Genomic DNA, 14,187 nt, shown 5'->3' with positions numbered 1-14,187 from the left:
AAGAGTAAACCGATAAAAGAGAATGCCGCATGTCCGTACAGAATATCGTCAACATAACTGAAGCTAACCTGCAACAGACGCTCGAACAGTCAATGACTAAACCGGTGCTGTTCTACTTCTGGTCTGAACGCAGCCAACACTGCCTGCAACTGACGCCGGTCCTGGAAAGCCTTGCCGCGCAGTACAACGGTCAGTTCATTCTGGCGAAGCTGGATTGTGACGCCGAACCGATGGTGGCTTCCCAGTTTGGCCTGCGCGCGATCCCAACCGTCTACCTGTTCCAGAACGGTCAGCCGGTGGATGGCTTCCAGGGGCCGCAGCCGGAAGAGGCGATCCGCGCTCTGCTGGATAAAGTCCTGCCGCGCGAAGAAGAGCTGAAAGCGCAGGAAGCCATGGCGCTGATGCAGGAAGGCAAGTACGACGAGGCGCTGCCGCTGTTAAAAGACGCGTGGCAGCTGTCAAACCAGAACAGCCAGATTGGTCTGCTGCTGGCAGAGACCCAGATTGCACTGCACCGCCCTGAAGACGCGGAAGCCGTGCTGAAAACGGTGCCGATGCAGGATCAGGATACCCGTTATCAGGGTCTGGTGGCGCAGATTGACCTGCTTAAACAGGCGGCCGATACCCCTGAAATTCAACAGCTTCAGCAGCAGGTTGCGGACAACCCGCAGGATGCCGCGCTGGCAAGCCAGCTGGCGCTTCAGCTGCATCAGGTGGGGCGTAACGAAGAGGCGCTGGAGCTGCTGTTTAGCCATCTTCAGAAGGACCTGGGCGCCGCAGACGGACAGGCGCGGAAGATGTTCCAGGAGATCCTGGCCGCGCTGGGTACCGGTGACGCGCTGGCGTCGAAATATCGTCGTCAGCTGTACGCGTTGCTCTACTAGCAAAAAAATGCCCGGTGGCGCTAACGCTTACCGGGCCTACAAAAGCAGATATTACCCCGTCTTTTTCAACTGCGTCACCACCAGCTGGTGGCGCGCGTTGTAAAACTTCCGATAGGTCAGGTAGCAGGCAATGATGGTGGACAGGCTCGCCGTAGAGAGCAGCATAAACGTCACCATAATCTGGTATTTAATGGCTTTTACCGGATCGATACCGGCAAAAATCAGCCCCGACATCATGCCCGGCAGGCTCACCAGACCCACTGTTTTGGCGGAATCCACCGTTGGGATTAGCGAAGAGCGAATGCTGTCGCGGATCAACCTCGCCGAGGCCACCTTCGGCGTCGCGCCAAGGCTTAGCTTCTCCTGAAGCTGCTGCTGTTCACTGCTGAACCGTTGCCCCAGATTGTTGTAGCACAACCCGACCGCCACCATCGCATTGCCCGCAATCATCCCGGAAATGGGGATCACCTGCATCGGCGTAAATTCTATCGAGCCGGAAAGCACCAGCACAGCCAGCGTTAACGCGGTCCCGGTAGTGATGGCGATCAACGACGAAATGAACGCTTTATCGATGTATTTACTGCGTTTCTGCGCGTTCCATGCCGCGTTAAAGCAGATAAACAGCACCATCAACAGGGTCAGCACGGCATGATTGACGTTGAAGATGTATTTCAGCACATAGCCGACGATGATGAGCTGAATGACCGCGCGGGCGATACTCCAAAGAATATCTTTTTCCAGCCCCAGCTTTTCCCGGTAGCTGACCACAATCGCCACCAGCACCAGGACCATCGACAGCGCCAGCGATTCGTTAGTTATGTTATGTTCACCCACGGTGAGCCTCCTCCATTTTCCCGCCCTGCGGCCTGAGCGTGATGACATCATCCGCATGGGTAATTTCATTTGAATCATGCGTCACCCACAGCACGGCAATATTCTGCTCCCGGGCGTAGCGATGGATAATGTCATTGACGTTGCGCTTGTTAGCGTCATCCAGCGCGCTGGTGATTTCGTCCAGCAACAGCGCCTTCGGCAAGAATTGCAGGTTACGGATCAGCGAGACGCGCTGCTTTTCCCCTCCCGACAGTTCGGCGATCGATTTGGTCAGCGTCTCCGGCGAAAGCCCGAACCGGGTCAGATCGTCGGTAAACTTTTTCGGATCAGGCGTTTGGTTGCGGATGTGCCAGGGGAAAACCAGATTGTCGTACACCGTGTCGCCAAACAGGGACGGCGTTTGCACGCAGTATGACACCTGCTGGCGATAGCTTTCCGGTGAAAGCGTGGCGATATCTTTTCCTGCAAACAGGATGGTTCCCTCCGTTGGGCTCAGTAGCGAAGCCACGATTTTCAGGAGGGTGCTTTTGCCGCAGCCGGAGGGACCGGTTATCAGTTTAAATTCGCCCGGAGAGAGACAAAAATCGACGTGCTGAAGGATGGTGTTATCACCCACACGAAAGCCAACATCCCTGATATCCAGAAGATTTTTTTTATTATTCATTCCGATTCCATTAACCGCTGTGATAAGAAGAGCCTTTAGCATAATCCTTTCCGCTACGCAGCGCGAATAGCCTTAACCTATAGCAAGTGTTAAACTTTTTGCCTGTTTATTGTCACCTCTATCACTACAGGAAGTCAGCAACATGACACATATCTTTTATGAGTTCTCCTCCCTGAAGCCTGGTGTTCCTGATGTGGAAACATTAATGGAAGTCATCAATTCTTCTGAACTCACGCGTTTTGTCATGGGTGCAGAGGTGGTCGATTTTGTTAAGAAGGCGCTCATCGTTAACACCACAATCGGTAGCTTTAAAAACTGCTATTTTGCTTTTGATGATGGGGCTTACTTTCTCGAGTTTGACGGCAAGGGTAAATCCAGACGCTTTACTGAGGTGCCTGACTGGTTCGTTTCCCCTGCGGAATTTGCCCGCTCGCAATGGCTGATTAACCATGACCTGGCCGATGTGAAGGCGACGGCGTTTATTGACGTGCTGATGTCCTACCCGCTTAAAGAGCGCCGGGCGCACTGCAATCTGCTGTTTGGTCTGGATCTGCATAAGGTCAATGTGGTTCCGGCACTTACAGCCCCTGCCGGAAAAATGGGCAATAAAAATGGAAAAACTACCAAGCCTCGCGTTACGGATCTCGGCTCTTTTGAGCTTTTTACCGCGTTCTTTGCGCGTATGAAAACCGCCGTCAATGCTAATGAATTCCCTACCCTACAGGTGCTGACCGGCCAGGAGGATCTTACAAAAGCGCCGCACAACTTAAAGCAAGGGATCAGAACCTGGTTTAAAGCGATTACTGGCGATCTGCCGCCGAACAACAAACGTGTCGGGGCGGGCAATGCGGTATTGTTCTGCGCTCCCGTTCGCGAGCAGATCCAGCAGATAGAGGCCATCGGCCTGGAAAAATACTATCAGGGCTTATCAAAAGCCATCGCTGACGCCGGGGATGGGTTTATCACTGACTTCAGCTATACCTGGTCTGAAAAGTAACGCTTTGCGCCCCGCATCCCGAACGGGGCGTTTTATTTCTGCCAGTCCGGTTCCCACCTCTTTACAGGGGCGAAATCCTGTTCGTTAGCCGATATACTTACGTTCAACAAATACGCAGTTTTCTCGTTACGGCATGCAAAACAGGAGGTTTTTATGCTCATCGTTGTTCCTGTCCTTATTTTCGTTGCGCTGGTTATCGTGGGCGCAGGCGTCAAAATTGTCCCGCAGGGTTACCAGTGGACCGTCGAACGCTTCGGTCGCTACACCAATACCCTTCAGCCGGGTTTAAGCCTGATCGTCCCGTTCATGGACAGAATTGGGCGCAAGATCAACATGATGGAGCAGGTGCTGGATATCCCTTCTCAGGAAGTCATCTCCAAGGATAACGCCAACGTCACCATCGATGCGGTGTGCTTTATTCAGGTGATTGATGCGCCAAAAGCGGCCTATGAGGTGAGCAACCTGGAGCTGGCGATCGTCAACCTGACCATGACCAACATCCGTACCGTGCTTGGCTCGATGGAGCTGGATGAAATGCTCTCCCAGCGCGACAGCATTAATACCCGCCTGCTGCACATTGTGGATGAAGCCACCAATCCGTGGGGGATCAAAGTGACACGCATTGAGATCCGCGACGTGCGCCCACCGGCAGAGCTGATTGCTTCCATGAACGCGCAGATGAAGGCCGAGCGTACCAAGCGTGCCTATATTCTTGAAGCCGAAGGGGTGCGTCAGGCTGAAATCCTGAAAGCGGAAGGGGAAAAACAGTCGCAGATCCTGAAAGCCGAGGGCGACCGTCAGTCTGCCTTCCTCCAGGCGGAAGCGCGTGAACGTTCGGCAGAAGCGGAAGCCCGCGCGACGCAAATGGTCTCCGAGGCGATTGCCGCCGGGGATATCCAGGCCGTGAACTACTTCGTCGCACAAAAATATACCGATGCGCTGAAGGAGATCGGCTCCGCGAACAACAGCAAAGTGGTGATGATGCCGCTGGATGCCAGCAGCCTGATGGGGTCTATCGCCGGAATTGCCGAACTGATCAAAGACGGCGGAAACGAGCGTAAAAAATGATTGAGCTCATCGTTGCACATCCTCATGCGTTCTGGCTAAGCCTTGGCGGACTGCTGCTGGCCGCCGAGATGCTTGGCGGCAACGGTTATCTGCTGTGGAGCGGGGTTGCCGCGGTGATTACCGGGCTGGTCGTCTGGCTGCTGCCTGTCGGCTGGGAGTGGCAGGGCGCGCTGTTTGCCGTGCTGACGCTGCTGGCCGCCTGGCTGTGGTGGCGCTGGCTGAACAAACGGGTGAAGGCGCAGAAGCCGGTCGACGCGCATCTCAACCAGCGTGGGCAGCAGATCGTGGGTAAACGCTTTACGCTTGATAACACGCTAATAAACGGACGCGGTCATATGCGCGTGGGGGACAGTTCGTGGCCGGTGGTGGCCGATGATGACCTCAGCGCCGGCACGCGGGTTGAGGTCATCGCGGTGGAAGGTATTACCCTGCGGGTTAAAGCCTGTTAGGCGTGGGTTTTACGGTGGCAGCAGCCGGAAAGATTGTCGATAATCGGGCACTCGGCGCTGTCATCTCCCGGGCAGGATTCTGCCAGCTGTAACAGTTGCTCACGCATCGCCTGTAATTCGATGATATGGCGTTCGATCTCCGCCACTTTTTCCAGCGTACGTTTTTTCACGTCGGCACTGTGGCGTTTCGGATCGTTAAACAGGTTAACCAGCTCGCCGCACTCTTCAAGGTTAAATCCTACCTGTCTTGCCTGGCGCAGTAACGTCAGTTCATCAAGATGCAGCTGCGTATAGCTGCGGTAGCCGTTCTCACTGCGCAACGGTGGCGTCACCAGCCCTTTTTCCTCATAAAAGCGAATCGCTTTGCTGGTTAAGCCGGTTTTTTTCGCAACATCGCTGATATTCACATTTCCCCCTTGACCTTCCCCTTGATGGTGGGATTCTGACAGGCGCAGCCCCGTAAAGTACTGCGCCGAATCAGTATTTTACAGACTTAACTAACCCGCAAATCCCCCGCTTTGCCTCCAGAGTGTGGACACAATGTGGACATTCCACTGAGAGGATTATAGCTCACAGCGTCCAGTAAATAGTCTGGTGCAAAGTGTGCGTAAACCATCGTTTGCGAAATATCCGCATGACCCAAAATTCGCTGTAAGGCAATGATGTTGCCCCCCTTCATCATGAAGTGCGTTGCGAACGTATGCCGCAAAGCGTGGGCCGCCTGTCCATCTGGCAAGTTGGGTTTTGCTTCTTTCATCCTCAAACGGAATGTCTTGTAACTGACTCGGAAAAGCCGCCCTGATTCCCTGTGTTTAATTATCCTGGCGATATCATCCGATATCGGAACAACGCGCCTTTCGCCGTTTTTTGTCAGGGTAAACATGACTCTGTTACCGACAATGTTTTCCGCTTTCAGATTGTATGCCTCCCCCCACCTCGCACCGGTAGCCAACAGCAAAATTGCTATGCGGTAGTAATCACCCGTACATAACGACAAAAGCCGATCAACTTCGGTCTGAGTGAGATATGACATTTCGGTTTTGGGTTCTTTCAACGCGGCAACAGACGTTACGGGGTTTTCTCCGTGGAACTCGTCGATCTCCGCCATTGACTTGAAAATCCCACTCAAGGCGAAAAGGTCATGATTTATCGTTGAAGCCTTGATCCCCTGCTCCAGCCGGTATGCCCGGTAATCAATAATGCATCGTGCATCAAGCTGGTAAAGCATAGGGTCACCCATATCTTGGCAAATACAGTTAACCGCACTCAATCTGCGATTTGCATAGTTTTTGTTTCGTCCGATCAACTGCCACCAGAGCGCAATAAACTCGCTTAGTTTTCGTTTATCTGCCGGTTTGTTCAGGTAATCATGATTCTGAAATTTGGCAATGATACTGCGTTCAAATGCGTGGGCATCTGCCTTTCTATCAAACTTCCGCCGAATGCGTTTTCCATCGCGCCCGCGCGGCCTTACATCAACTTCGTAGCGTCCATCTTCGAGCTTCTTAACTGACATAGTGAAGCCCTCCAATGGTGAATTCACTATCCTGGTAACAAATAGTGAAAATGTAATGTTTATATAAAGTTAACCAATCTGTTTCCCGGAGTGGTCTGATTGAGTTGTTTCGTGCCCATAGTGTGCGAGAGCCGGTGCGATCTGGCCCCGACTTGGGTCGATCCGATCGTACATGAACCAGTCTTGATATTTGTTGAATCTGGGATGTCCGAAGATTTTTACAGCTGCCTCTAAAGTCATTTTGGATTTATTGCGTTCATATCCGTGATAAGTCGTGTAGTTAAGCCCAACTAAATCAACAAGTTGTTGTTTTGTTAGCCTTTCAGAGTCACGGATCAGGGCTAGTTTTTCGCCTTGGGAAATTGACACGATTACGAGTTCTCCATATAGTTACCTACATACGAGACATTTAGCTCAAGTCGAGACAATGTCATACAAGCCATAAATGAACTTAGTAAGCCTCATAAATGGTTAACTTAGGAGTCTAACAAATGACAGAATCACGAGAAATCAATTTAACTTCGGGATCTCAACATTTACGCCAATTCCCGTTAGACAATGCCCGCGTTGCTCGCACGTGCAAAATGACCACCGCGCAGGCTGAAAGCATCCGGGATATGAATACCGAAGAATTGCAAAAACAAATCTTCGTCACGCCAGTTGAGTTTGCTTATCTGACTGGGCGCACGTTAAAGAGCGTTCGCAACCTGATGGACCGCGCACAATTGCCAGTACATCGTGAAGGCATGCCTGGTTCGAAGCGCCCTAAGCGTTTCATCATGCTGCAAGAATATTGGGATGCAGTGGCACACTGCCGCGCCCTGATTACCCCGGAAGAAAAGCACTTCATTGATCGATTGATGCGAGATAAGAAAACATATCGCCGTGTAACTGGTAACCAGCATTCAACGCACAAGCGGCACAGTCACAGCCAGCAACGCCGCATTGCATGACAACAGCGGGTATACAGGTACAGGGATTAAAATGCTTATCCAGATCAACAGCAAAACAGCAATCTATCGCGGCTTCACAATCCTGAAGCTGCCACGCAAAAAGCCGTATTCACGTCAGCGTTATCAAATAACCAAAGATGGTAATTATCTGGGGCTGGACTTCGGATTGTCTCAAGCTCGACAGACTATCGATCAGCTACATCGGAGGCACTAATGGCAACTTCAACAGCGGCAGTTATCGAAGCTCGAAACCGTTTGAATGCGACAAGGCAAAATGGTGCGCGCACTTTATCGCGTAGTGGTTACGGCCCCGATCATCAATACAGCAGATCACGTAATGTTGTTCAGGGTATGGCTCTTTCCGATATTGCGCGAAATGGTTTTGAGGTACGTTGTAAAGAAACAGGCATTCAATTTTCAATTCTTCCAGGCGGTTCGATTTGCGAATTATTTTCCGCAGAATTAGAAGCGTATTGGAATAACAGCACGCGCTGATTTAATAACGACACTTTGAACTGATCTATATACGGCATTTTTGCCGGGGCTTCGCTTTATCTTTTTTCAGAGGATTGAACATGACCATTCAAACAAATGACCGCGCACACCTGCTTGGGTTGTTGCGTATCAAATTAAACCTGATGAAGAAAGAAAAGCTTTCCACTAATGAAATTTACCGCTGCCTGGAAGATTGGATCGTCAACAGAGAACAGGTCGCAGTAAACAAGGAGCGTAAAAATGTTTAACTCCCCTCTTATCTGGGCGGGCGGCAAGTCTCGCGCTATGTCACATGTGGTTGATGCTTTGCCCCAAGGTGATTGCCTGGTTGAGCCTTTCGTGGGCAGTGGCAGTGTTTTCCTGAATACTGACTATAAGACTTATATTCTGTGCGATAGCAATGCCGCGCTTATCAATTTTTATTCGATTCTGAAAAGTAACACTGAAGGTTTGTTGAATGCCGCCGCTGAACTTTTTGAAGGCGGAAATAATAAAGAATCATATTATCAGTATCGAAATGAATTTAATGTATTCAATCGTGATTTTCGTTCTTGCACTGATAATAAAGGGCGCGATGACAGGCTGTATTATCCTGAAGAATTTATAAGATTCGCCGCCCTATTCCTTTATCTGAATCGTCACTGCTATAACGGTTTGTATCGTGTAAATGCAAAGAATGAATTCAATGTACCTTTTGGACATCGCCGCAAGCCAATTTTCCCTGTGGCGGAGATTCAGCACTTTGCTAAAAGGGCATATCAGAAAGGCGCTCAGTTTCTTTGTGCGGATTTCCGCTACACCATTCCTGTTGCCAGCCGTGTATTTGAAAACACAGTAATTTACTGTGATCCGCCATACCTGCCAGCCAGCGCAACGGCTGATTTCACAGCTTATGGAAAGCTCTTCACGGCAACTGATCACCGTGACCTGGTTGGGGCATTAATCGCCGCTCATAACAATGAAGGTTGTGTGTCCGTTTTTTCAGGTAGTGACACCGCGGACACGCGCCAAATTTATTACCCGTTCACCCTTAAGCCTTTTGAAGTTCGGCGCTCAGTTGGGGCTAAAACTCGTAATCTGGCTGGCGAGGTGATTGGCACTCTGCGTGTCTGTGATTGCTGTGGGCGCGTAGGCGGTGGCTGTCCTGATTGTGGTGCTGTAATGGGCGATACGACTTATTCAGAAATGGTGGCTTCTGGTGCTTTTGAAGATCAGGAGGTGTTCTGATGAATACAGTTGAGGCGGTAGTAACTAAGGTTCTGGACGTGCGCCCATACCGTAATTTCTGGATCACGCGCGTTGAGGTTCTTAGTGAGGGTGGTTACAGCAACACCGAGATAATCAGTTATTCCGAACGTGACGCGCGGGAAGTAAAGCCCGGCGACACTGTGACAATCTAGGGTGAGCCGGTGACTCAGGCGCGTCGTGTTCACTCTATGACTACGGATAAACCGGGCAGCTTTAACGAGGCGACCCGGTACGCCTATCCGTGGAATGAACCCAAACAAGCCATCGCTGTCGATAAGACTCCCGCTGTTGATCTATATGAACTGGGTCAAGAGCAGGAGTTTTTCGCGTGGGTTGAAGATACCCTCAAGCCACTACCTACATTTATCCGCCGCCGCGTTTCCTCCCGCATAAATGCCGTACACGCTGACAAAGGGCGTCACATCGCAAAGTTAACCCTTCGCAATATCGTGGCACGCGACCTTCCCCACGTGCGAGCAGTTACAGAGCAATACGCCGTGCCTGTTGGCAGCGACTGGATCATTTCTTCCGAATTAAACCCACTGTTTCATACGTTTGAAAACCTTCGTGAGCTAACGCGCCGGTTCAATCAGTTGGCTGACAGCACGGACGAAGATATTGATTTACTTGCTCAGGATATCGCTATTTATGCAAATGCTGCCTTAGCTGAAGTGAGTGAAACCTATGCTGTACTTAGCCCTGTGGATTACAGCAAACGAATGCTGCGTGAAGGCTCAAGGCTAATTGCTTACTTCGGGCTAATCGCGCCCTGGGCTTCACGGCGCAAAATGCCACTTGATGAAATGGCCGCTTCAATTCGAAAAATTCTTGATGATCGTTTTTGGTCACGCCTGCTGCGAAAGTACGCGCGCCGCTGGCGTGAACATCTGCATATTGCCTTTGGTGATGTGCGCCGCGATGTTTCCCCCTATTGCAGCAAAAATCACGTTAAACAGTGGGATGCGCGCCGCAAACGTAGCAGGGAAATCATGAGCCGCCTGGAACTTGAAGATCAGGTTACTGGTGAGCGCATGTCGCTGATAGAGCAGATTGATAAAAGCGTATCGAACCCTGAAAAACGCCGTGTAGAACTTATGACGCGTATTGGTGGTTTTGAGAAGGTGGCAACGGAAAGCGGTTATGCCGGAAGTTTCTTCACGCTCACGGCCCCATCTAAATATCATGCCTATACCGCGTTTGGACACCGTAACCACAAGTGGAACGGAGCAAGCCCACGCCGTTCACAGCGGTATCTCAATCAAATTTGGCAACAGATTCGCGCTGAACTCGCACGCCGCGAAATTCCTGTTTTCGGTCTTCGTGTAGCTGAATCCCATCATGACGGTACTCCGCACTGGCATGGCCTGCTGTTTACAGCCCCAGAGCACACTGGGGAGTTGAAAGAGGTTATGGAAGACTACGCAACGCGTGAGGATGCGGAAGAGCTAACTGGCAAGTCTGGTAAGCAGCCCCGCTTTGAACTTAAGCCGATTGATCCAGCTCTTGGTAGCGCTACGGGTTATGTCGTCAAATACATCTCAAAAAACATTGATGGTTACGCTCTTGACGGCGAGAGCGATCATGAAAGTGGACGCCCTCTGAAGGAAACCGCTAAGCACGCAACAGCCTGGGCGTCATGCTGGGGTATACGGCAATTCCAGTTTGTAGGGGGAGCGCCAGTGTCAGTCTGGCGTGAGCTGCGTCGCCTGAGAAATCAGGAGTTAGCTGACAAAGTTAGCCCTGTCTTTGGAGAGCTGCATCGCGCGGCTCATGCGGGAGATTGGCAGGGTTACATCACTTTGCAGGGTGGCCCTTTTGTTTCCCGCTCCAGGCTTGTCCTCCGCGCCTGGTATCAATACAAAAACGAGCCGACCAGCTATGGCGAATATCAGAAATCTATTAAGGGTTTGGTTATGCCTGCTTCCAGCATTCCGCCCGTAGAAACGCGCCTCCATTCTTATCGAATTATGAAGATGAAACCTAAATCTTCAGACCACGCCGATCCGGATTTTGACCTTAAGGGCGCGTCTGCGCCCTCTTGGACTCGTGTCAATAACTGTACCGAGTATAAAAAACACACAGATTCACCGCCTATTTATCCGCTAGATCTGACTATGCCATCTGGCGAAGTACAGCCAGAACAATTTGAAATCGGTCAATTAAGCCGAGAACAGAGAAAACAGATTGCGGAAGACATCAGAAACCACAAATCAAATCAGCGTGTTTCACCTGCTGATCAATTTGAGGCGCTCGCTTTAAGCATTACTGTCGGTGATTGTTCCGACTATGACAGAACAAGAGCCGAAAGCTATATGAAAGCCGCACATGCTATACGTCAGGAACAAAGTGCAGTGAGCGATGAAGTTGAATCTCTAGCTAAAGAAATCTTGAGCTGGGCGAGGTTAAGAAAGCTACAAATCAATCCTGTTCAAGCATTAAAACTGGCTCAAGGTGGAGAGGTTACAGTACTTGATACGACATATCGGGCCAATCTCGTAACAGGTGAATTGAGTGTGACTGGTGCAGATATGCACTGGAGGAAGGCGCTGGCTCGTCACAAAGCAGAAACCTTGATCAGCCGCTGGCGTCAGGCAGCAAGCAACGTATGAGTAGACAACATGAATTTAAGTGATTGATATTAATGAAATTAATATAAATTCAAGTAGTTTTTCTTGGTTGGTTAGAATTTTATGGAATTAGCACAATATTGACTATGATTTTTGTGACTCTGCATCCATAATGTTAGCAATAATTAACCTATATCATCTTAGAAGAGCCACCGTTGTTAAACGAAGGTGACATATGAACATTCAACAACGTATAGCCGAACGCTTAGTACAAGCCAGAAACGACGCAGGAATGAGCGCAATTGCTGTCGCAGATGCGATCGGTGTTGTCCGTCAAACCTACAGCAAGTTTGAGCAAGCTCAGGGCGTTCCAAGCGTTACTCAACTCATCTTGCTCTGCAAGATTTTCGATAAGCCTATCGGGTATTTTTATGATCAAGATGATGGCGAGTTTCGTTTTGCAATGCGAGCAGATAGCCCAGATTTGTTGGACGCGAAACTCCGCAATGAGTTGATTGAAAAGTTGAAAAACATCAACGCAATTGAGGAGGCTGCTGAGGCGAATTTGCCTGAAGATCTTCCTAACTCAATGCCTATCTTCACTGCAAGAGAAGAAGACTTGCGAAGAGTAGAAGATAAGGCTATGGAAGAGCGTTTCCGTCTCGGTATCGGTAACGCTACCTGCGTTGGTGATATTGTAGCTATTCTGGAAGCGTCTGATATCCGTGTTATTCCTTTCAATCGCGAGGAAAGTGATAAGGGAATGGTGTTCGGATTTTCTGCGTTTTCGAACAATTACGGCACTGCAATATATGTGAATGTTCATGACAGTATTTCAGTAGAGCGCCAAATTTTCAGTATTTGCCATGAATATGCACATCTTATATTCCATCGTGAAGAGTATGACGGCCCTGCCAAAAGTTATAAAACCAAAGGTAGAGCGACTTCTCCAGAAGAGAAAGTTGCAAACCACTTTGCAGCTTGTTTCTTGGTGCCAGAAAGCGCATTAAGAAAACAGTTTGTCATGCAAGGTGGTGGTTGGGCTTATGAAGAAACCGTTTTACGGCTAAAAAGCATTTTTAGAGTTTCGGCTACTTGCATCATTGATCGCCTCAGTAAATGCAAGTTAATCACTCAACAAAACACTGGTTATCTATGGGCAACTGCCAATCGTAAAGGTTGGATGAGGTATGAACCGAGTCCAATTAGAGAAGCACTAAATTATAAAGGCCGTTTAACCGTATTGTCGCGTAAAGCTTGGGAAGCCGGTTCCGCGTCGGAGACCTTCATATCTGAACTTTTAGAACTGGATAGAAAAGCTCTCAGTAGTCTTCTGGATGAGTGGTACGACGAACAGGAGGCTGGAGAGGATGCCGTTTGAATGCCCTAGATGTGTTATCGACACGAATGTGTTATCTGATTTCTACGAAGGCGGATGTTTAGGGCTTATTTGGCAAATTTATCCGGGAGGCGTATGGATTGATCCCTATGTTTGCGAGGAACTAAAAGCAAAGTACAATCTTAATGTCCAAGAAGAGTTGGCCAGGCTTCAACTCGCTTACAATTTTACCAACGATTATGAACCAGAGCATTTAGTTGAGATGGCAGAAATCAAAACCAGACGAAGAGCTTTGAAATATGCTGATATAAGTTGCGTTGTTAATGCAAGTATTCATGATGCTACATGCTTATCCGCTGATAATGCCGTATATAAAACATGTGAAGAACGCGGAGTTAAAGCCGCTCGTCATGGTGGATTACTGCAAGAGGCTGTTCGCCGTGGAATTATAGACAAACAACAGGCTCTTACATATTTTCAGTTTTTCTTGGACAATGGATTAACGATGAAAGCAACAGTTCGCCAACAAGTTATAGCTAGCTTTTCATAATATGAACTCCCTATCTTTCTATAGAAAAAAGAATCGTTATTGCGATTCTTTTTTCTTAACTTAGAAGTATACCTAAAGGATAGGGAGAGTATCATCAAAACCTTCATACTTACGATTAGATGGCTCACTAAGATGTGGGTGTCTGTAAGTGCACCAAATTAAGCTATCACTCCAACCTTTTGCATGAGCGATAACTTAAGTAATATGTTGCCCCCCCCCTAACTCATAAAATCAACTCGAGCCTTTAACTTATTGTCATATTATTTATTGATTTAGCGATATCACCAATGTGATTACACTCCCAGCCAAAATCACCTTCAATTTGTTGAACGAAACTTCCTTTTTCACTTCTTAATCTAACTAAATTATCTTTATCAAGATAATGGTAATTTAGAAGATGTTTAAGAACTTTGCCTTCTGGCTTAAGTTGAAACTCTTGATTATTTGCGTTCAACAAATCTAAGATATCCTGAGTTTTACCTTCCTTCCTCAACAACTTGTAAAGTATTCCTGATGGGCTTTGTTGAATAAATCGAACTTTTGCTGAGTTGAAGGATCAGATCACGCATCTTCCCGACAACGCAGACCGTTCCGTGGCAAAGCAAAAGTTCAAAATAACCAAC

18 protein-coding genes are annotated in these 14,187 nt (G+C 49.0%); 12 read left to right on the top strand and 6 right to left on the bottom strand.

Annotated elements, in window-relative coordinates:
- Positions 1 to 29: 29 nt before the first annotated feature.
- Positions 30 to 884, top strand: a complete 855-nt coding sequence (locus ACOTX1_RS17550) for a co-chaperone YbbN (RefSeq protein ID WP_003858935.1) — start codon at positions 30 to 32, stop codon at positions 882 to 884.
- Positions 885 to 935: 51 nt separating this feature from the next.
- Here the strand turns inward: ACOTX1_RS17550 and fetB are convergent, their stop codons facing one another.
- Together fetB and fetA are read right to left on the bottom strand one after the other, a co-directional pair.
- Positions 936 to 1,718 (bottom strand): iron efflux ABC transporter permease subunit FetB, encoded by a 783-nt coding sequence (fetB, locus tag ACOTX1_RS17545; protein WP_017383223.1) that lies wholly within the window; start codon positions 1,716 to 1,718, stop codon positions 936 to 938.
- Entirely contained in the window at positions 1,711 to 2,382 is a 672-nt protein-coding gene (fetA, locus tag ACOTX1_RS17540) for an iron efflux ABC transporter ATP-binding subunit FetA (RefSeq protein WP_015571235.1), read from the bottom strand. The genes fetB and fetA overlap by 8 nt, the downstream gene beginning before the upstream one ends.
- A 142-nt stretch (positions 2,383 to 2,524) precedes the next feature.
- On the opposite strand from fetA, the gene ACOTX1_RS17535 reads away from it, so the two are divergent.
- The 3 genes from ACOTX1_RS17535 to ACOTX1_RS17525 all read left to right on the top strand — a co-directional run bounded on the left by ACOTX1_RS17535 (position 2,525) and on the right by ACOTX1_RS17525 (position 4,896).
- Positions 2,525 to 3,379, top strand: a complete 855-nt coding sequence (locus ACOTX1_RS17535) for a hypothetical protein (RefSeq protein WP_023315547.1) — start codon at positions 2,525 to 2,527, stop codon at positions 3,377 to 3,379.
- A 153-nt stretch (positions 3,380 to 3,532) separates the two neighbouring features.
- The gene (locus ACOTX1_RS17530; RefSeq protein WP_003858941.1) at positions 3,533 to 4,447 is read left to right on the top strand and encodes an SPFH domain-containing protein; all 915 of its coding nucleotides are present in this window, start codon (positions 3,533 to 3,535) and stop codon (positions 4,445 to 4,447) included.
- Positions 4,444 to 4,896, top strand: coding sequence for an NfeD family protein (locus tag ACOTX1_RS17525; RefSeq protein WP_022650512.1), 453 nt, complete (start codon positions 4,444 to 4,446; stop codon positions 4,894 to 4,896). Before ACOTX1_RS17530 ends, ACOTX1_RS17525 begins: the two co-directional genes overlap by 4 nt.
- On the opposite strand, the gene cueR is transcribed toward ACOTX1_RS17525, so the two are convergent.
- The 3 genes from cueR to ACOTX1_RS17510 all read right to left on the bottom strand — a co-directional run bounded on the left by cueR (position 4,893) and on the right by ACOTX1_RS17510 (position 6,781).
- Positions 4,893 to 5,303, bottom strand: a complete 411-nt coding sequence (gene cueR / locus ACOTX1_RS17520) for a Cu(I)-responsive transcriptional regulator (RefSeq protein WP_017383222.1) — start codon at positions 5,301 to 5,303, stop codon at positions 4,893 to 4,895. The two genes, ACOTX1_RS17525 and cueR, sit on opposite strands and share 4 nt — an antisense overlap.
- Before the next feature lie 86 nt (positions 5,304 to 5,389).
- On the bottom strand, positions 5,390 to 6,412 hold the full coding sequence (locus ACOTX1_RS17515) for a phage integrase (protein ID WP_045346979.1): 1,023 nt from the start codon (positions 6,410 to 6,412) through the stop codon (positions 5,390 to 5,392).
- A 69-nt stretch (positions 6,413 to 6,481) separates the two neighbouring features.
- A complete protein-coding gene (locus ACOTX1_RS17510) occupies positions 6,482 to 6,781 on the bottom strand; it encodes a helix-turn-helix transcriptional regulator (RefSeq protein ID WP_045346978.1) in 300 nt (99 codons plus the stop codon).
- A gap of 122 nt (positions 6,782 to 6,903) precedes the next feature.
- Between ACOTX1_RS17510 and ACOTX1_RS17505 the strand changes: the two genes are divergently transcribed.
- The 7 genes from ACOTX1_RS17505 (at position 6,904) to ACOTX1_RS17475 (ending at position 13,564) form a co-directional block, all read left to right on the top strand.
- Positions 6,904 to 7,365, top strand: coding sequence for a hypothetical protein (locus ACOTX1_RS17505; protein ID WP_226874311.1), 462 nt, complete (start codon positions 6,904 to 6,906; stop codon positions 7,363 to 7,365).
- Between the two features lie 213 nt (positions 7,366 to 7,578).
- Positions 7,579 to 7,860: a hypothetical protein gene (locus tag ACOTX1_RS17500; RefSeq protein ID WP_127353156.1), complete on the top strand. Its 282-nt coding sequence runs from the start codon at positions 7,579 to 7,581 to the stop codon at positions 7,858 to 7,860.
- An 80-nt stretch (positions 7,861 to 7,940) separates the two neighbouring features.
- Positions 7,941 to 8,108, top strand: a complete 168-nt coding sequence (locus tag ACOTX1_RS17495; RefSeq protein WP_155738256.1) for a hypothetical protein — start codon at positions 7,941 to 7,943, stop codon at positions 8,106 to 8,108.
- Positions 8,101 to 9,087 (top strand): Dam family site-specific DNA-(adenine-N6)-methyltransferase, encoded by a 987-nt coding sequence (locus tag ACOTX1_RS17490; RefSeq protein WP_421766834.1) that lies wholly within the window; start codon positions 8,101 to 8,103, stop codon positions 9,085 to 9,087. Before ACOTX1_RS17495 ends, ACOTX1_RS17490 begins: the two co-directional genes overlap by 8 nt.
- Positions 9,088 to 9,296: 209 nt before the next feature.
- Complete coding sequence (locus ACOTX1_RS17485; protein ID WP_263521485.1) at positions 9,297 to 11,717, top strand: replication endonuclease; 2,421 nt, start codon at positions 9,297 to 9,299, stop codon at positions 11,715 to 11,717.
- Between the two features lie 193 nt (positions 11,718 to 11,910).
- Positions 11,911 to 13,056 carry a helix-turn-helix domain-containing protein gene (locus tag ACOTX1_RS17480; RefSeq protein WP_045346969.1) on the top strand — a complete coding sequence of 382 codons (1,146 nt, stop codon included), beginning with the start codon at positions 11,911 to 11,913 and terminating at the stop codon, positions 13,054 to 13,056.
- Complete coding sequence (locus ACOTX1_RS17475) at positions 13,046 to 13,564, top strand: PIN domain-containing protein (protein ID WP_045346965.1); 519 nt, start codon at positions 13,046 to 13,048, stop codon at positions 13,562 to 13,564. Before ACOTX1_RS17480 ends, ACOTX1_RS17475 begins: the two co-directional genes overlap by 11 nt.
- Before the next feature lie 244 nt (positions 13,565 to 13,808).
- Here ACOTX1_RS17475 and ACOTX1_RS17470 read toward each other — a convergent pair whose 3' ends face one another.
- Positions 13,809 to 14,021 (bottom strand): hypothetical protein, encoded by a 213-nt coding sequence (locus tag ACOTX1_RS17470; protein WP_421766833.1) that lies wholly within the window; start codon positions 14,019 to 14,021, stop codon positions 13,809 to 13,811.
- Between the two features lie 91 nt (positions 14,022 to 14,112).
- Between ACOTX1_RS17470 and ACOTX1_RS17465 the strand changes: the two genes are divergently transcribed.
- On the top strand, positions 14,113 to 14,187 hold a 75-nt coding region (locus ACOTX1_RS17465), incomplete at its 3' end, for a hypothetical protein (protein ID WP_224261798.1).

It is taken from the genome of Enterobacter cloacae complex sp. IR5401 (assembly GCF_049238425.1).
In the GTDB taxonomy this organism is placed as follows: domain Bacteria; phylum Pseudomonadota; class Gammaproteobacteria; order Enterobacterales; family Enterobacteriaceae; genus Enterobacter; species Enterobacter hormaechei_C.
This window is presented reverse-complemented; position numbering and strand designations above follow the sequence as displayed.